This window comes from Streptomyces sp. SKN60 (genome assembly GCF_026236535.1).
GTDB lineage: Bacteria > Actinomycetota > Actinomycetes > Streptomycetales > Streptomycetaceae > Streptomyces.
Genome location: NZ_JAHTMW010000025.1, coordinates 65,348 through 82,975, shown reverse-complemented (window position 1 = coordinate 82,975; position 17,628 = coordinate 65,348). Strand labels below are relative to the sequence as shown.

Genomic DNA, 17,628 nt, shown 5'->3' with positions numbered 1-17,628 from the left:
GGGTCAGCCGCCGTAGCCGCCGTCGTCGTGGCCGCGGTCGTGGCCGCCGTCGACGTTCGCGCACTGGTTGCCGAAGGCCGGGTTGATCAGACCGATGACGTTGACGGTGTTGCCGCAGAGGTTGACCGGAACGTGGATCGGAACCTGCACGACGTTGCCGGAAGCGACACCGGGCGAGTGGGCGGCGACAGCCTCGGCGCCGGCGTCGGCGACGGCCAGGCCGGCCCCGCTGAGGGCAACGGCACCGGTGCCGGCGATAACAGCGGCAGCCTTCGCGATGCGAGACATCAAGAACTCCTTGAACGGGGAAAGAGACCGCGAGAATCACGGCCACACGCGTCCTTCAACGGCGAAAGCGCGCACGAGTCACGGGCATTGCGCCGAATGGGAGCGAAGAAAAATCAGAATCGGAAGAGATGGCCCGCGGATCAGCTGTCCGCCCGCCGTCGGATACGACGGGCCGGACCGGTGTTCCGCGGGCCGCGGCCATGCGACAAGCCTTCACTTGCAACGAGCGCGAGCCCCATGGGTGGCGGGAAGAATCGTGTCTTCACCCGCCGAACCAGCGCTCTGCACAAGACCTGCGCAAACGGTCGGGGGGCGAGTCGGGGACGAGTCAGGTGCGAGTCAGGGGGCGAGACCCAGCTGCGGGTCGAGCGCACCGTTCAGCGCGGGGGTGAGCAGACCGACCTCGGGGACCCCGAGCCCGGGCAGCCCGAGCGGGTCGCCCTGCGGCGCGTGCAGCGCGTTGCCGATGGTGGCGCCGGGGGTGACGGCCTGCATCTCGGAGCGCGGGCTGCTGAGCTCGGCGGTGCCGGGCTCGCTGCCGCGCAGCACCTCGGGCAGCGGCGCCGCGATGTCGGTCTCCGACAGGGTGCTCGCGAGCGGGAGGCGGGGCAGGCTGAGGTCCGGCAGCGCGCCGGTGCCCTCGTGGAAGCCGGTGGGCGCGCCCGGGATCGGCGTGGGGACACCGGTGGCGACCGTGGGGGCGTCCATCGGGAGCACCGGCTCCAGGCCCTGCAGCGGGACGACCACGGGGGCGTCGGCGGAGGCGGTGGGGGCCAGGGCCACCGAGGCGAGGGCGGCGGCGAGGAGGCCCAGACCGGCGTGAGATCGCAGATTCATGTCCTGCAAACGAGTTGCGGGGCCGATACGTGACGGGATTCCCCTGAGTGCAGCAACACGAGGCCCCCACCGGTGAGGGCGGGGGCCTCGGTTGACGTCACGTCATGTCGCGTCAGTGCCGGCGGCCGCGGCCGCCGCTGACCAGCCGGCCGCCGCGCAGGTACATCACGGTGCCGCCGATGACGAGCGCGGCGCTGATGGCCGCGGCGCCCATGAGGGCGGCGGAGTCGCTACCGGTGTCCGGCAGGTGCGGGTGGTCGGTCTCGCAGCCGTAACCGTGCTCGCCCTCTTCACAGGGGGGCGTGGTGGTGGGCGGCGTCGTGGTCGGCGGGGTAGTGGTGGGCGGCGTGGTCGTGGGCGGGGTCGTCTCGCAGCCCGGACCGTGCTCACCCTCCTCACAGGGAGGAGTCGTGGTGGGCGGAGTCGTCGTCGGCGGGGTCGTCGTCGGCGGCGTGGTCGTCGGCGGGGTCGTCGTCGGCGGCGTGGTCGTCGGCGGAGTCGTGGTCGGCGGAGTCGTGGTCGGCGGAGTCGTCTCGCAGTCCGGACCGTGCTCACCCTCCTCACAGGGAGGAGTCGTAGTGGGCGGAGTCGTCGTCGGCGGGGTCGTCGTCGGCGGGGTCGTCGTCGGCGGCGTGGTCGTGGGCGGGGTCGTCTCGCAGCCCGGACCGTGCTCACCCTCCTCGCAAGGAGGAGTCGTGGTGGGAGGGGTCGTCGTCGGCGGCGTGGTCGTGGGCGGCGTCGTCGTCGGCGGCGTCGTCGTCGGCGGCGTCGTCGTCGGCGGGGTCGTCGTCGGCGGCGTCGTCGTCGGCGGGGTCGTCGTCGGCGGCGTCGTCGGGTGATCCGTCTCGCAGCCGTGGCCGTATCCGCCCTCCTCGCATCCCGGGTGGTCCGTGGGCTTCGGCTTGGGGTGGCCGCCCTCGTCGTCGCCGTAGCCGTCGGGGTCGTCGTGCCCGCCGCCCCGCACCGCGGACTCGACCGCCTGCCGGCAGATGTCGTCGACCGCGGCGGAGAGCTCTCCGCCCAGCCCGGCGTGGTGGCCGCAGACGTTGCCCGGCAGGGGCGCCTGCGCGTGCTGACCGGTGCCGGTGGTGGACGGATCGCCCGTCGCGGCCACGGAGTTCATGGCGAGACCGATGCCGCCGGTGAGGGACAGGATGCCGGTCGCCGCGGCGGTCGTGAGGACTTTCCTGCTGATGTTGGGTCGCATTCCGCTCTTCCTCCACATGCCACGCCTCCGACTGCGTGGGACGTACGCGAGCGTAGGAAGCGGAACCTCGGGAAGCGGGAGCAACACGACATACCATCAGAAAATCATTCAATCGGACCCCGGATGGAGGCAAAAGGCACGGCCCTGGCCGGAAATCGCCAGGGCCGTCCACCGCACCGGCGGGCCGAGCCGCCGTCAGCCGCCCAGCTGGCCGACACCCAGCGGGCTGGCGCCCACCGGCAGGCCGCCGAGCAGCTTGCCGCCGCCCTTGCCGACCTCGTTCACCTTCTCCGCCGTGTCTGTGACCGCCTTGACCGGCGAACCCTCCGTGGTGTTGCTGAGCGCGTCCGTCTTCAGCCCGCCGGTGAGCGCGCCGAGGCCACCGTCCAGGCTGGTGGGCAGCGGGCTTTCCGCGGCCATGGCGGGCGCGGCGACACCCAGGGCCAGCAGAGAACCGGCGACGGCCGCGGCAACCTTGGTGGGCTTCATGAAGGGGTTCCTTCCATCGGTGAGCAATCGGTGAGCAACTCGCTTGCCGTACAGGCCTCTTGGCGCGATTCCCGTACGTCGTTCCGCTCTCTGTAACGAGACGTCCGCCGCCCGGGAAACTCCGTGAGCGGCGATTTCTCGACACTGCACCCGAAGGAAGGGAACCGGTGTGATTGACGGACCGCCCGCGCACGCCGGCGCGAAAGGGGCCGGGCCCGCCCAGAAGTTCTGGGACGGACCCGGCCCCGGGGTGCGGGGATCCGGCTAGCGGACCGGCAGGGCGCCCGTCGACACCGGCGGCGTGACCGGGAGAGTGTCCGTGGAGACCGGCGGCTTCACCGGCAGGGTGTCCGTGGAGACCGGGAGGCTCGGCAGCGTGGGCAGTCCGGCCAGGTTCGGGGCCGGCAGACCGCTGCCGAGGACGGTCGCCACGGCCAGGTTGACCAGCGAGGTCAGGGTCGCGGTGACCTGCGGGACGACACCGGTGGCGTTGCCGGAGGTGACGGCGGCGAGCAGGTCGGCGACCGCCTTCTGGACCGTGGCGAGCGCGTCGCCGACGATGTCGGCGGGCGCCGCGGCCCGAACACCGGTCGGCACCACGGAGGTCACGGGCGTCGTCACGGCCGAGGTCACCGGCGAGGTCGCCGGCGTCTCGACCGCGGGCGGAGTCACCGGGGTCTCGGCCGCGGGCGGCGTCACCGGGGTCTCGGGGGGCGTGACCGGGGCGGTCTCCTTCGCCGCCTCGAGGGCGGTCGTGATCTTCTCCTTGAACGCCTCGGCGTCGGCGGCGGGCAGCTGCCCGTCGTCGGCCTTCAGGGTCGCGGTGATCAGCTCGGTCACCGGGGTGCTCACGGAGCCGAGTTCGCCGAGGGCCTGGGCCTGGGCGAGGAGCGCGGCGGAGTCGGGGAGCGGGGCCCGGGTGCCGGCGTGGGCGGCCGGGCCGGACGGGCGGTGTTCGTCGGCGAAGGCGGGTCCCGCCATGCCGAGGGTGAGTGCGGCCGATATCGCCAGGGCGGTGATGCGGGATGAGGCGTGGGGACGCATATGTGTTCCTTTTCCTTATGCGTCGGACAACAGCCCTGTCACCGTGCCTGCGGCTATAGCGCTCCGCAACCGCTGGACTACTGAGCGCCACGAATCCGTTCGGGTGAATCCCCCCGCCTGACCTGCTCCTGCACGGGGCGTGCGCCGTTGCACCGGGCGGCGCACGGGGGTGCGTCCGAACGTGGCCCGGGACGAGGCCCGGGCGAGTCGACACAGGGGGGCAGCGCGGTGGGCAGCACGGTGGGCGGACGGCGAAAGGCCGGCGCGGCGACCCGGACGGGTCGCCGCGCCGGCCTCGGAAGGACCGCGATCCGGCGCGAAAGGTCAGCCGGCGTTGACGCAGGTGTTGCCGAAGGCCGGGTTCAGCGCGCCGATGACGCTCACGGTGTTGCCGCAGACGTTGACCGGGACGTGAACCGGGACCTGGACCAGGTTGCCGGACAGCACGCCCGGGGAGTGCACGGCGGCACCCTCGGCTCCGGCGCTGGCGGCGGCGACACCGGCGGAACCGGCGACTGCGGCAGCCGCACCGACGGACAGAGCAACGGCCTTCGCGATACGGGACATGGAGAACGTCTCCTCGATCGATTTTCAACTCGGACGGCGCGGACGGTATTGCCCGGCTGCATCAACAACGCCGCTGGATTTCATCGGTTGCTCTCCCGAACGGGTGACGTTCAACCGATCTTTGGGCCATAGGAGCGTCATTCGAGTGACTGGGCCCAGAAAGGCGCAACACGCTCAACGAGGAACGTGCCGGTTGGATACGGAAGTTAGCGTTTGTGAGCATCTAATGCTTACTATCGCCCGACGCGGGGGTTATAACGTTCCCGAACGTTGCTTCCGGTCCCGTCGCGCGTTCATCCATTTCGCGCGACCGACTTCTCTCCTCCCTCCCCCGGTCACCACGGGTCTTCCCTTCTCTCTCTCATCAAAGCGGAGAACCTGTATGCGGAATTCAGCGGTTCATGCCGTACGTCGGGGTCTGGTGTGTGCCTTCTCGTGCGCGGCGCTCTCCGCCGCGCTCCCGGCCGCCTCGGCCGCCGCGCCCCCGGTGGCGCCCCGGCCCGAGGAGTCCGCCCGACTCCCGTTCACGGCGAGGTACGAGGCGGTGCAGCACGGTGGGGTCGTGCGGGCCGCCAACACCTCGGCCACCGGCGCGGCCGGCACCGAGTCGGCCAACGACGGCGCCACAATCGCGTACGTCGACGTCGACGCCGATCCGAACACCTACAACTCCAGCCGTGCCGAACTGCGCGTGCCCGACGGCGCCCGGGTCAGCTGGGCCCGCCTGTACTGGGGCGGGAACCTGCGGGTGGGTGAGCAGAAGCCGCCCAAGGACAACGGGCGGGTGCTGATCGCCGAGCCCGGCGGCCAGTACAAGGCGGTGCTCGCCGACACCACGATCGGCCACCGCACCGCCGACGGCGCCGACGCCTTCCAGGCCTCCGCCGACGTCACCGAGCTGGTCCGCTCGTCCCGTTCGGGCCTGTGGACGGTCGCCCAGGTGAACGTCGCCATGGGCCGCTCCGCCGTGGGCGGCTGGGGCGGCTGGACGCTGGTCGCCGCGTACGAGAAGGCCGACGAGCCGCTGCGCCGGCTCGCCGTGTGGGACGGGTTCGAGGCGCTCGGGCCGGGGAACCCGGAGCTCGCGGTCCCGCTCGCCCTGGGCGCGCACCGCGTGCCGAACGGTGCGGACGGGCGCCTCGGGATCGTCGGCTACGACGGCGACCGGGGGACGACCGGCGATTACCTGGCGGTGGAGACCGGCCGGGCGAAGAGCGTCACGCGCAGCGTGATCTCCGATTCCGCGAATTCCGCGGACGACGTGATGAACTCCAGCATCACGGAATCGGGAACAAGTCGGATGGAACGACTGCCCGCTCATCAGAACACCCTGGGGTACGACTCGGACGTCTTCGATCTGCGGGGGGCGCTGCGCCATGGGGCCGATCGTTTCCACATCCGCCTCGGAAGCCGGAAGGACGCCGTCTGGCTCGGCGCGCTCTTCCTCCAGGCGGACCTCGAACAGCCGGCCCGCGGACAGGCGGGCCCCGGAAAACCCGGTCTCGGAAGGCCTGGTCCCGGAAAGCCCGGACTCGCACAGCCGGGACTCGGAAAGCCCGGCGCCGGACTGCTGCCCCTCGTCGCGCCCGGCCGAGGAGCCGAGCCCGACGCGGACTAGGCCGTGTCTTTCGGATCAGGCCGGATCAGGCTGCGGCGTCCGGTGCGTGCAGCTGCAAGGCGGAGGAGGGAGACATGGCGGAGCCATGGCGACCGACGAGAACGCGGCAGATGTGCGTGCCGGGCGTCGCGGCCCCGGCAAGATCCGGAAGACGCGGACTGACCCCGGGCCGGACGTGCTGCACGCCGTCCAGCCCGGTGACGGCGGGGTCGCCCGGGTCGTGACCGACCTGGTCCGCGGCCAGCTGGCGGCGGGCCTGCGGGTCGCCGTGGCCTGTCCGCCCGGCACCGAACTCGCCGCCGCGGTACGGGCGGAGGGCGCCGAGGCGTACGACTGGCGGGCCGGCCGCGAGCCCGGCCCCGCGCTGCTGAGGGAGACCCGGGAGCTCGGCCGGCTGCTGCGGGCCGTGCGACCGGCGCTCGTCCACGCGCACAGCGCCAAGGCCGGGCTCTGCGCCCGGCTCGCGCTGCGCGGCCGGGTGCCGACCGTGTACCAGCCGCACGCCTGGTCCTTCGAGGCCGTCGACGGGACGACCGCCGCCCTCGCCCGGATGTGGGAGCGCGCGGCGGCCCGCTGGACCGACCGGATCGTGTGCGTCAGCGCGGCCGAGCGCCGTACCGGCGAGGACGCCGGGGTGCGCGCCGCCTGGTCGGTGATCCACAACGGGGTGGACGCCGCCCGTTTCGCGCCGCCCACCGACGCCGACGCGGCCGCGAGCCCGGGCCCGGAGTGCGAACTCCCGGGCGCCGGGCCGCTCGTGGTGTGCGTGGGCCGGCTGTGCCGGCAGAAGGGGCAGGACGTCCTGCTCGACGCATGGCCCGCGGTGCTCGCCGCCGTGCCGGAGGCCCGTCTCGTCCTGGTCGGCGACGGCCCGGACGCGGCGGCGCTGCGGGCGACCGCCGACCCGTACTTCTCGGTGCACTTCACCGGCGCGGTGGCCGACCCCGCGCCCTGGTACCGGGCCGCCGACCTGGTCGTCCTGCCGTCCCGCTGGGAGGGCATGGCGCTCGCGCCCCTGGAGGCGATGGCGAGCGGGCGGCCCGTGGTGGTCGGTGACGTGGACGGGGCGCGGGAGAGTCTGCCGCCCGGCCACGAGGAGCACTGCCTGGTCCCGTCCGGGGACCCCGCGGCGCTCGCCGCCGCGCTCGGCCGCCTTCTGGGCCGTACCGAGCTGCGGCACTCGCTGGGCCGGGAGGCCCGCGAGCACGTACTCAGCAGATTCGATGTGCGGCGCACCGGCGCGGCCGTCGCGGAGCTCTACCGCGAAGTGGCCGGAGTGCGGTGCACGGAGCACAGAGAGCCGATCGCACAGTGACAACCGAAAGCACCAGCGTCAACCCTTCGCCGGGCCCGTGGCCCGTGGCGGGCCAGTTCTCCGGTCTCGCCTCCCTCGCCTCGCCCGCCTCGCCGCGGACGGCGTCCGACCGGCTCGCGCTGCCGGTGCGCCGGCCCCTGCGGGAGCGGTACGCGGCCGTGCCGCTGGTCGCGGCCGACGTGCTGGCCGTGCTGCTCGCGGTCGGTGTGCTGTCCGCGGCGCACCGCCGCTGGGAGCTGGCGCTGCCGGTCGTCCTCCTGGTCGTGGCGCTCGACGCGCGGGCCGGGCTGCACCGGCCGGCCGCGCTGCCCGCCGGGGTGCTCGACGAGGTGCCGGCGCTCGCCGCCCGCGCCGGGATCGCCTGGTGCGTGACGGCGGCCGCGGTCGCCGCGTACGCCCCGGCGCTCGTGATCGGACCGCTGCGGCTGTGCGCCGCGTACGCCGTGCAGGTGACGGCGGTGTTCGTGGTGCGCGGTCTGGTGCTCGCCCGGCGGCGCCGGACGGCCCGTACGCATCCGCGGTCCGCGCTCGTGGTGGGCGCGGCGGGCCCGGCCCGGCGGTTCGCCGCCGCGCTGGCCCAGCACCCGGAGTACGGGGTGCGGCCGGTCGGGATCGTCGCGCCGCGCGCGGACGGCGAGCCGGGGCTTCCGGTCCTGACGACCACGGAGGAGGTCCACCGGGCGGTCATCCAGAACACGGTGCGCGACGCGGTACTGGTCTCCTCGGACGCGGCGGACGAGGGTCTGGTGACGCTGTTCCAGCAGCACGGCTGCGCCACCTGGCGGGTCGGCGGGGAGCAGTCGGGCGGTCCGATGGGCGACCACCTGTGGGGGTACGGCTGCCGGCGTCTGGTGCCGCTGGGCGAGCGGCGCGGGCTGACCGCGAAGCGCGCCCTGGACGTGGCGCTGGCCGGTCCGGCGCTCGCGCTCGCGCTGCCGGTCCTCATGGCGTGCGCGCTGGCGGTGCGGATCGCGGACGGGCCCGGGGTGCTGTTCCGGCAGGAGCGGGTGGGTCAGAACGGGCGCCTGTTCACACTGTTGAAGTTCCGTACGCTCAAGCCGGCCGACGAGACGGAGTCGGCGACCCAGTGGAGCATCGCGAACGACCGGCGGATGAGCCCGGCCGGGCACTTCCTGCGGAAGACCTCGCTGGACGAGCTGCCGCAGCTGTGGAACGTGCTGCGCGGGGACATGAGCCTGGTCGGGCCGAGGCCCGAACGCCCGTATTTCGTGGCCCAGTTCAGCCGGATCCACGCGGGTTACGCGGCCCGGCACCGGATGCCGGTGGGGCTGACCGGTCTGGCCCAGGTGCACGGGCTGCGCGGTGACACCTCGATCGAGGACCGCTGCCGCTTCGACAACCACTACATCGACCACTGGTCGCTCTGGCAGGACGTCTGCATCCTGCTGCGTACGGCGGCCGGCCTCGTGCGACCGACGGGAAGCTGACGATGACCACGGCCGTGACGGCGACTGCGCCGGTGCCGGTGCCGGACACCGGGCTCGCGGCCCGCTCCGAGGTACGGGAGTGGGCGCGCCGGGCCGGGGCGCTGTCCCCGGTGCTCGCGGTGATCGCGCTGCTGCTTGTGCCGGGCGGCGGCGGCGCGCAGGGCGGGACGGGCGGCTCGGGCACGGTGGCCGACGCCGCGTCGGGGCTGCTCGTGCTGATCTGTCTGCTGCGGGTGGTGCGCGGCGGGGCCCGGCCGCTGACCCGGGCGGCGGCGGTCGTGCTCGGTCTGCCGGTGCTCGGTGTGTGTCTGGCCGCGATCACCTCGAACGACCCGGGCGCCAGCCTGCCGGGGGTGGCCCGCTATCTGCAGATCTTCGTCCTTGTGCCGGGCGCGGTGCTCGTGATGATCCGCGACCGGCGGGACTTCGCCGTGGTGGCGTGGGGTCTGGTCGGGCTCGCCCTGCTTGAGGGCGGGGTGGGCGTGCTCCAGTTCGCGACCGGCACCGGCGCCTCGTACCAGGGCGCGGACATCCGGGCGGTCGGCACCTTCGGCGCCACGGACGTCATGGGCATGGCGACAGTCGTCGCGTACGGCCTGGTGATCGCGGCGGGCCTCGCCCTCGGGGGCCGGGCGGGCAGCCGGGTCCGGACGGCGGCGCTGGTCTGTGCGGGGCTGCTGTTCGTGCCGCTCGTGCTGTCGTTCAGCCGGGGCGCGTGGATCGCGACCGTGCTCGCCGTGGGTCTCCAGCTGCTGCTCTCCGGTCCGCGCCGGGCCGCCCGGGCCGCGCTCGCCGGCGCGGCCCTCGGGGTGGTCCTGGTGGGCGGGTTCGGCATCGGCTCCGACATGGTGAAGGAGCGCGTCACCAGCATCACCCAGGTGACCGCCGCGCCCGACCAGTCGGTCACCGACCGGTACACGATGTGGGCGGCGGCCGGCCGCATGTGGCGCTCCGAGCCGCTGACCGGCGTCGGCCTCAAGGGCTTCCCGGCCTACCGCGACTCCAACGCCTCGCTCGCCCTGTCCTCCGGCAGCGACACGGCGGGCGCGGGCGCCGCCTTCGCCCGCCAGCCGCTGCTGTCCCCGCACAACATGTACCTCCTGGTCCTCAGCGAGCAGGGCCTGATCGGGCTGCTCGCCCTCGCCGGCAGCTGGGCGGCGCTGCTTGTCGCGGCGCTGCGCCGGCGCCGGCGCGGCGCGGACTGCGCGCTGGTGGCGGTCGGGCTGTTGGCGTGGCAGCTCATCGACTTCTTCTACGCGGACATCGGCGGCCCCTCGACGGTCCTGATGTCCGTCGTCCTCGGCCTGGCGGCCTGGTGGTCGCTGGCGGAGGTGCGCGATGCCTGACTCCCGGTCCGCCTCCCGGCCCCCGGCCGACACCCCCGCCCACGGCCTCGACCTGGGCGGGGCCGGGGCGTGGGCGGCCGGGGCGCCGGGCGGCGAGAGGGCGGGCGGGACGACCGGCGAGCACGCCCCGGGCGACGGTGTGCCCGGCCGTGCCGGGGGACCCGGCGGGCGGGCCGGCTCCGGTGCCGGGGGCGGTGCTGGTGCCGGGGGCGACGGGGCGACGTGGGCGTCGGACACCACCCTGCAACTCCGCCTCCCCTACGGCCGCGCCGACCGCACTCCCCCGCTCGGGCCCGGCGACCCCTGGTCGCTGCTCGCGCCCGAGGACCCGCTGTGCGACCTGCCGGCGGGCGTGCCGGGCGGGGACGGCGCGCGGGGCGGCGGCGGGGCGGGGCGCGCGGACACGGGCCCCGCCGATCCGTGGGCGGCCGGCAGCGGCCCCGATCTGCTGTGCGGGGTGGAGCCGCGCGGCCCGGCCGCCGAGCCGGGCACCCAGCCGGGCATGGGGCCCGGGCGGCCGCCGCGCGACCCGTGGGACCTCGCGGGCGCGACCGACGGCCGGACCCCGGCCGGCGGCAGCCGGGTGGTGCGGCGCGGCCCCATGGTCATCACCAGCCGTTCGGTGCCGGGCGAGGCGGCCCGGCCGCCGCTGCTCGGCGGCCGGCCCCTCGGCCACGGTGCCCGGCCCGCCGGTCCGCCGGAGGAGCCGTCCGTCCGGGCCCGGCACGCCCGGCGCCGTACCAAGTGGTCGCCGTCGGGCCGCTTCCTGCTGCGGGCGGCGGCCGTGACGGCGGTGCTGACCGCCGTCGGCGCGGTCCTCGGCCTGGTCCGGGACCAGATCCTCGCCGGGTACTTCGGCGCGGGCGCCGAGACCGACGCGTTCCTGGTGGCCTGGACGGTGCCGGAGTTCGCGTCGACGCTGCTCATCGAGGACGCGATGGCGCTGATCCTGGTGCCGGCGTTCTCCCGGGCGCTGGCCCGCCGCGCCGGCAGCCTGTTCGGCGACCCCGTCCGTACCCTCGTACGCGCCACGCTCCCCCGGCTCGTCCTCGGTGTCGCCGCCGCCTCCGCGCTCCTCGTCTTCCTCGCGCCGTGGCTCGTCTCCGCGCTCGCGCCCGGCCTTCCGGACCCGAAGCTCGCGGTGGACTGCACGCGGCTCACGGCCACCTGCGTGCTGTCGTTCGCGCTCGCCGGGTACTGCTCGGCGGCGCTGCGCGCGCACGGCTCGTTCCTGCCGCCGGCGGCGATCTACGTCGCGTACAACGTCGGCATCATCGGCACCACGCTCGTCCTGCGCGAACCGCTCGGCGTGCGGTCCGCCGCCGCCGGGGTCGCGGTCGGCGGCGTCCTGATGGTGCTCGTCCAGGCGCCGTCGCTGCTGCGGGAGCTGCGCTCCCGGCCCGTCCCGAAGACGGAGCCGAAGCCCCCCGCCCCGGGCGGCGGCGACAACCGGCTCCTGGTCCTCGGGATGATCGCCCCGGTCGTCGTCTTCGCGCTGACCCGGCAGTCGCAGATCCTCATCGAACGCTTCCTCGCCTCGCCGCTCCCGGCCGGCGCGATCTCGCATCTGAACTACGCGCAGAAGGTCGCGCAGATGCCGATGATCCTCTCCCTGATGCTGTGCACGGTCAGCTTCCCGATCATCGCCCGGGCGCTCGCCGCCGGCGACGCGGAGGCGGCCCGCCGCCGGGTCGAGCGGGATCTGCTGCTCGCCGCGGTCGTCGTGCTGATCGGCGCGTCGACGGTGATCGCCGCCGCGCCGCAGATCGTCGGACTCCTCTTCGAGCGCGGCGCGTTCGACACCGGCGACACCGCCGCCACCGCCGCCGTGATGCGGGTGTACGCGCTCGGGCTGCTCGGCCAGACGATGGTCGGCGCCCTGGTCCGCTGCTACTTCTCCGCGGTCCGCCCGCTCTGGTACCCGGCCGCCGCGATGGGCGCCGGGCTCGCCGCGACCGCCGTGACCGGCGCGGGCGCCGCGCACCTGTGGGGCGCCGCGGGCATCGCCGGCGCCAACGCCTTCGGCATCACCCTGACCGCCGTGATGCTGCTGCTCGGCGCGCACCGGCAGTCCGTGCCGGTCGACGTGCGCCGGCTCGGCGAGGGCCTGCTGCGGCTCGCCACGGCCGGCGCGTGGGCGACCGGCGCGGGCTGGCTGTGCTCGGTGGCGATCGACCCGCCGCTGCTCTCGCTCACCGTCGCCGCGCTCGTCGTCGTCGGCGTCTTCCTGCTCTTCGTCGCGTGCGCCGCCAAGGCGCCCGAGATCCCGCCCCTGCCCCGCTCCCCCCGCCGAACCCTCCGACCCCTCCGAAGGACCCCCCATGCCCGCCCCAGCCGTGCTGCGTCGTCTGCTGCCGAAGCCTCCCCTGTGGGTCGCGATGTACCACTCGATCGCGGACGCACCCGATGATCCGTACCGGGTGACCGTCTCCCCCGTGCGCTTCGCCCGCCAGCTGCACTGGCTCGGCGACCGGGGGCTGCGCGGGGTCTCCGTACGGGAGTTGCTCGCGGCGACCGCGGCGGGCCGCGAGCGCGGACTCGTCGGCCTGACCTTCGACGACGGCTACGCGGACTTCCTGGAGTCGGCGGTGCCGCTGCTGCGCCGGCACGGCTTCACGGCGACGGTGTACGTGCTGCCGGGGCGGCTCGGCGGCGACAACGCGTGGGACGCGCACGGGCCGCGCAAGCCGCTGCTCGACGAGGACGGCATCCGCAAGGCGGCCGCCGCCGGCATGGAGATCGGCTCGCACGGACTGCACCACGTGTCCCTGACGGACGCCGACGACGCGACGCTCGCCGCCGAGACCCGGCACAGCCGGGAACTGATCGAGGACATCACCGGCGGTCCGGTGGACGGCTTCTGCTACCCGTACGGGACGGTCGACGCCCGGGTCACGCGCGCGGTCCGCAAGGCGGGTTACGCGTACGGCTGCGCCATCGACCCGGGGCCGCTGTCCGGTACGTACGCGCTGCCGCGGGTGCACGTCGGCGAGGAGGACACCTCGTGGCGGCTCACCGCGAAGCGCGTCCTGCACCCGCTGCGGCGCCGCCGCCCCGTCGATCTGATCCCCGCGCGGAGCGGCCCGGCCCGGTCGGTCCTGTCATGAGCCGTGACCTGAAGGTGCTGCACGTCATCACCGGCCTCGGCATCGGCGGCGCCGAGCAGCAGCTGCGGCTGCTGCTGCGCCATCTGCCGGTGCGGAGCCGCGTGGTGACCCTCACCAACCCCGGCGCGGTCGCCGACGGCATCGAGGCGGACGGCACCCCCGTCACCCACCTCGGCATGACCGGCAACCGCAACGTCGGCGCGCTCCCCCGGCTCACCCGGCTGATCCGCCAGGGCGGCTACGACCTGGTGCACACCCATCTCTACCGGGCCTGCGTGTACGGCCGGCCGGCGGCCCGGCTCGCCGGCGTACGGTCCGTCATCGCGACCGAACACTCCCTCGGCGACGCCCAGATCGAGGGCCGGCGCCTTTCCGCCGGCACCCGCGCCCTGTACCTGGCGACGGAACGCCTCGGCACCTCCACGGTCGCCGTCTCCCCGAGCGTCGCCCGCCGCCTCGCCCGCTGGGGCGTCCCCCCGACCCGTATCCACGTGGTCCCCAACGGCATCGAGACCACCCGCTTCGCCCACGACCCCACCGCCCGCGCCCGCACCCGCACCGCCCTCGGCCTGCCCCCCGACGCCTTCGTCGTCGGCGGCGTCGGCCGCCTCACCCCCGGCAAGCACTTCGACCGCCTCCTCCGCGCGGTCTCCGCCCTCCCGGACGCCCACCTCCTCCTCGTCGGCGACGGCCCCGAACGCGCCAAGCTCCTGCGCCTCGCCGCGGAGTGCCGCGCGGCGGACCGGGTGCTGCTGACGGGCGCGGTGCCGGACCCGCCGGAGGGACCGGGTGAAAGGCCCGATCTGCCGTCGTTGCTCGCCGCGATGGACGTGTTCGTGTCCGCGTCGCCCGACGAGACCTTCGGGCTCGCCGTCGTCGAGGCGCTCGCGGCCGGGCTGCCCGCGCTGTATGTGGCGTGTCCGGCGATCGAGGACCTGCCGCCGGAGGCGGCGCCCGGAGCGCGGCGGGTCGGCGGGGCGGTGCCCGAGCTGGCCGCCGCGCTGGACGAGGTGCTGCGGGAGCGGGGCGGGCGGTTGGTGCCGCCGGAGGCCCTCCGCCGTTACGACATCGCGCACAGCGCCGAGCAGTTGCTGTCCCTCTACCACCGGGCCGTCCGCGGCCCCCGCCCCGTGAAGTGAGACCTGTGTCTTGGCTTCCTCCCCCTCGTAAACGAGGGGGGTTCCTACGGCTCGCGCCGTGGGACTTTCTGCTTCGCCGCCGACTGCCCGCCCGGAGTACTCCGTTGAGGTCTTACACCAGCTCCACAGACTGTCACCGCCAGCCCGGCGGCCAGAAGGTTACGAGCCGCGTTCACGTCCCGGTCATGGGCCGTGCCGCAGCTCTCGCACGTCCAGGTGCGGACGTTGAGCGGCATCTTCATCGCGAGGGTGCCGCAGTGGGAGCACAGCTTGGAGGAGGGGAAGAAGCGGTCGACCGCGATCACTTCCCGCCCGTACCAGCCGGCCTTGTACTCCAGCAGGCTCCGGAACTCCGCCCACGCGGCGTCGCTGATGGCGCGGGCGAGTCGCCGGTTCCTGACCATGTTGCGCACGGTCAGGTCCTCGATCACGAGCGTTTGGTTCTCACGCACGAGACGAGTGGTCAGCTTGTGCAGGCCGTCACGCCGGCGGTCGGCGATCCGGGCATGGATCCTGGCGACCTTGCGCCGGGCCTTCGCCCGGTTGGCGCCATCGCCCTTCGCCTTCCTCGCCAGCGTCCGCTGGGCCTTCGCGAGCCGGGCGCGGTCACGGCGTTCGTGCCGCGGGTTGGCGATCTTCTCCCCGGTCGACAGTGTCAGCAGGTGGTCCAGTCCGACGTCGATACCGACCGCCGTGTCGGTGACCGGGAATGGATTCACAGTCGGGTCGTCACACAGCATGGACACGAACCAGCGGCCCGCGCTGTCCTGCGACACCGTCACGGTGGACGGCTGCGCCCCGGCGGGCAGCGGACGCGACCACACGATGTCGAGCGGTTCACTCATCTTCGCCAGGGTCAGTTCACCGTCGCGGAATCGGAAACCACTGGTGGTGTATTCGGCAGACTTCCGGGATCTCTTCCGGGACTTGAACCGCGGGTACTTGGCCCGCTTGCCGAAGAAGCCCGTGAACGCCGCCTGCAAGTGCCGCAGCGCCTGTTGGAGCGGGACGGAGGAAACCTCAGCCAGGTAGGCCAGTTCCCCGGTCTTCTTCCACGCGGTCAGCATCGCCGACGTGGCGTTGTAGTTGACCCGCTCCTGCCGCGCCCACGCCTCTGTACGCGCGGCCAGCGCCAGGTTGTAGACCTTCCGAACGCAGCCGAACGTGCGCGACAGCTCAGCCGCCTGCGCATCGGTCGGAAAGAAGCGGTACTTGAACGCCCGCTTCACACACGTCGTGGTCACGCTCACAAACTAGCGGGACTGCGACTTAGCACCAAACCTGCGGGTCGAAGCACTGTGATCCGGCATGACGACGGATCACGGCCCTTGCCCTGCTCCGCAGGAGTCCGCTTCCTCCCCTGCCTGAAGGCAGGGGTATCCACAGAGGGAATCCGATGACCACTACCCCGCCACGTTCCTCCCTGCTCACCCCCGCCCGCTGGATGGTGCTGCCGGCCGCCGTGCTCGCCGGCGCGGTCCTCGGCGGCGGCTACGGCGCCCTGAAGACCCCCGAGTACGCGGCGACCAGCTATGTCATCGTCGTCCCCGGCGAGAAGTCCGACCCGTCCGCCGCGCTCGGCTTCGCCCAGGCGTACGGGCGGGTCGCCACGGACATCGCGGTGACCGGCGACGCCCAGGTGTGGGCGGGCGTCTCCGCGGACACGCTGCGGCAGAGCGTGCAGGCGTCGACCTCCCCGGACGCCCCGATGATCTCGATCACGGCCCGGTCGGCGAAGCCGGCGACGGCGGTGTCGATGGCCGACGGCGTGGCCCGCGCGCTCGTGACCAACAGCACGCACGTCGCCGCCAACACCGGCGTCAAGGTCGTCCAGTTCTCCCGCGCGACCAAGCCGCAGCAGCCGGTCTCGCCGTCGGCGCCGCTGTCCGCGCTGGTCGGCGGCTGCGCGGGCGGGCTGCTCGGCGGCCTCGCCCTGCTCGTACGGCCGAAGCGCACGGCCCGCGCCGAGGCCCGGCACTCCCGGCAGCCGGCCGCGGGCGGCGCGGCGCAGGTGCCGGGTCCGGCGGGCGCCGCCGCGCAGCAGCCGGAACCGGAGGCGGTGTGAACGGCAGATCCTTCCTGACCGAGATCGTCCGGGACTGCGCCGAGTTCGAGCGGCTCGGCCCCGAGTGGACGGCGCTGTACGGGCGGTGCGCCACGGCGACGCCGTTCCAGTCGTACGCGTGGCTGCACTCCTGGTGGGTGTCGTACGGGCGCCCCGGCGACCTGCGCGTCGTCCTGGTGCGGCGGGCCGACGGCACCCCGGTCGGCGCGGCGGCGCTGATGCGGGCGCCCGGCCCGCTGCCCGCGCTCGCCCCGCTCGGCGGCGCGATCACCGACTTCACCGACGTGCTCCTCGACGACTCCTGCCCGGAGGCGGCGCCCGCGCTCGCCGGCGCGCTGGCCCGGGCGGCCCGCGGCACGGTGATCGATCTGCGCGAGGTACGGCCCGGGGCCGCCGCCGAGCGGGTCTACGAGGCCTGGCGCGGCCCCCGCCGCCGGCTCGCCGACTCGCTGTGCCTGGAGCTGCCCGCCGTCCCCATGGAGGCCCTGCTCGAACGCATCCCCTCCGGGAAGGCCCAGCGGGTACGGGCGAAGCTGCGCAAGATGGACGCGCTCGGCATCGACGAGCGGATCGTGCCCGCGGCCGAGGTCCCCGGCGCCCTGGAGCGGCTCCTGCGGCTGCACCGGCTCCAGTGGCAGGGCCGGGGCGTGACCGCCGAGCACACCAGCGAGCGGTTCGCCCAGCACCTGGCGCGGGCGGTGCGGCCGATGGTCGAGCGCGGCGACGCCATGGTCACCGAGTTCCGGCTCGGCGGCGACGTGGTGTGCGCGGACCTGACCCTGATGTCGCCGCGCCTCGCGGGCGGTTACCTGTACGGGGCGGACCCCGAGCTGCGCGCCCGCAAGGTCGACGTGGCCGCGATGCTGCTGCGGCACGGGGCGCGCGAGACCAGCGCGAGCGGCCGGGCCACGCTGAGCATGCTGCGCGGCACCGAACCGTACAAGCACCACTGGCGGCCCGAGACCGTGCCCAACCAGCGCCTGATGCTCGCCGGGCCGGGTGCCGCGCCGCTGCTCTGGCTGCGCGCGGGCGCCGCGAACGGGCGGCGCTGGGCGGCCGGTCAGGTGCGCGAGCGGGAGTGGCTGGGCCGCGCGGTCGGGCGGCTTCGCGGAACGCCGGACGGCGGCGGAGGATGAGCTCCTCCGCCGCCGTGCCGGG

Annotated in this window: 16 protein-coding genes; 9 read left to right on the top strand and 7 right to left on the bottom strand. The window is 74.4% G+C overall.

Going from position 1 to position 17,628, the window contains the following annotated elements:
- Positions 1 to 3: 3 nt before the first annotated feature.
- The 6 genes from KV205_RS31385 to KV205_RS31360 form a co-directional block, all read right to left on the bottom strand.
- Positions 4 to 288 (bottom strand): chaplin, encoded by a 285-nt coding sequence (locus tag KV205_RS31385; RefSeq protein ID WP_265868204.1) that lies wholly within the window; start codon positions 286 to 288, stop codon positions 4 to 6.
- Positions 289 to 627: 339 nt separating this feature from the next.
- Positions 628 to 1,125: a hypothetical protein gene (locus KV205_RS31380; protein WP_265868203.1), complete on the bottom strand. Its 498-nt coding sequence runs from the start codon at positions 1,123 to 1,125 to the stop codon at positions 628 to 630.
- A 112-nt stretch (positions 1,126 to 1,237) separates the two neighbouring features.
- Positions 1,238 to 2,332: a hypothetical protein gene (locus tag KV205_RS31375; protein ID WP_265868202.1), complete on the bottom strand. Its 1,095-nt coding sequence runs from the start codon at positions 2,330 to 2,332 to the stop codon at positions 1,238 to 1,240.
- A gap of 195 nt (positions 2,333 to 2,527) precedes the next feature.
- Complete coding sequence (locus KV205_RS31370) at positions 2,528 to 2,821, bottom strand: hypothetical protein (protein ID WP_265868201.1); 294 nt, start codon at positions 2,819 to 2,821, stop codon at positions 2,528 to 2,530.
- A gap of 264 nt (positions 2,822 to 3,085) precedes the next feature.
- Positions 3,086 to 3,865, bottom strand: a complete 780-nt coding sequence (locus KV205_RS31365; protein ID WP_265868200.1) for a hypothetical protein — start codon at positions 3,863 to 3,865, stop codon at positions 3,086 to 3,088.
- A 324-nt stretch (positions 3,866 to 4,189) separates the two neighbouring features.
- Positions 4,190 to 4,432 (bottom strand): chaplin, encoded by a 243-nt coding sequence (locus KV205_RS31360; RefSeq protein ID WP_265868199.1) that lies wholly within the window; start codon positions 4,430 to 4,432, stop codon positions 4,190 to 4,192.
- 382 nt (positions 4,433 to 4,814) lie between these two features.
- Between KV205_RS31360 and KV205_RS31355 the strand changes: the two genes are divergently transcribed.
- The 7 genes from KV205_RS31355 to KV205_RS31325 all read left to right on the top strand — a co-directional run bounded on the left by KV205_RS31355 (position 4,815) and on the right by KV205_RS31325 (position 14,405).
- Positions 4,815 to 6,050: a DUF3344 domain-containing protein gene (locus KV205_RS31355; RefSeq protein WP_265868198.1), complete on the top strand. Its 1,236-nt coding sequence runs from the start codon at positions 4,815 to 4,817 to the stop codon at positions 6,048 to 6,050.
- A 142-nt stretch (positions 6,051 to 6,192) separates the two neighbouring features.
- Positions 6,193 to 7,365, top strand: coding sequence for a glycosyltransferase (locus tag KV205_RS31350; RefSeq protein ID WP_265868227.1), 1,173 nt, complete (start codon positions 6,193 to 6,195; stop codon positions 7,363 to 7,365).
- Positions 7,362 to 8,813: an exopolysaccharide biosynthesis polyprenyl glycosylphosphotransferase gene (locus KV205_RS31345; RefSeq protein WP_265868197.1), complete on the top strand. Its 1,452-nt coding sequence runs from the start codon at positions 7,362 to 7,364 to the stop codon at positions 8,811 to 8,813. The genes KV205_RS31350 and KV205_RS31345 overlap by 4 nt, the downstream gene beginning before the upstream one ends.
- Before the next feature lie 2 nt (positions 8,814 to 8,815).
- Positions 8,816 to 10,159, top strand: coding sequence for an O-antigen ligase (locus KV205_RS31340; protein ID WP_265868196.1), 1,344 nt, complete (start codon positions 8,816 to 8,818; stop codon positions 10,157 to 10,159).
- Positions 10,152 to 12,569, top strand: a complete 2,418-nt coding sequence (locus KV205_RS31335) for a lipid II flippase MurJ (RefSeq protein WP_374214756.1) — start codon at positions 10,152 to 10,154, stop codon at positions 12,567 to 12,569. The genes KV205_RS31340 and KV205_RS31335 overlap by 8 nt, the downstream gene beginning before the upstream one ends.
- Complete coding sequence (locus KV205_RS31330; RefSeq protein ID WP_265868195.1) at positions 12,481 to 13,266, top strand: polysaccharide deacetylase family protein; 786 nt, start codon at positions 12,481 to 12,483, stop codon at positions 13,264 to 13,266. Before KV205_RS31335 ends, KV205_RS31330 begins: the two co-directional genes overlap by 89 nt.
- An 8-nt stretch (positions 13,267 to 13,274) precedes the next feature.
- Positions 13,275 to 14,405: a glycosyltransferase gene (locus tag KV205_RS31325; RefSeq protein ID WP_265868226.1), complete on the top strand. Its 1,131-nt coding sequence runs from the start codon at positions 13,275 to 13,277 to the stop codon at positions 14,403 to 14,405.
- A 44-nt stretch (positions 14,406 to 14,449) separates the two neighbouring features.
- Here the strand turns inward: KV205_RS31325 and KV205_RS31320 are convergent, their stop codons facing one another.
- Complete coding sequence (locus KV205_RS31320) at positions 14,450 to 15,655, bottom strand: RNA-guided endonuclease TnpB family protein (RefSeq protein WP_265868193.1); 1,206 nt, start codon at positions 15,653 to 15,655, stop codon at positions 14,450 to 14,452.
- Positions 15,656 to 15,801: 146 nt separating this feature from the next.
- Here KV205_RS31320 and KV205_RS31315 point away from each other — a divergent pair, with 146 nt between their 5' ends.
- Positions 15,802 to 16,470, top strand: a complete 669-nt coding sequence (locus KV205_RS31315; protein WP_265868192.1) for a lipopolysaccharide biosynthesis protein — start codon at positions 15,802 to 15,804, stop codon at positions 16,468 to 16,470.
- A complete protein-coding gene (locus KV205_RS31310) occupies positions 16,467 to 17,606 on the top strand; it encodes a GNAT family N-acetyltransferase (RefSeq protein ID WP_265868191.1) in 1,140 nt (379 codons plus the stop codon). Before KV205_RS31315 ends, KV205_RS31310 begins: the two co-directional genes overlap by 4 nt.
- Positions 17,607 to 17,628 lie beyond the last annotated feature (22 nt).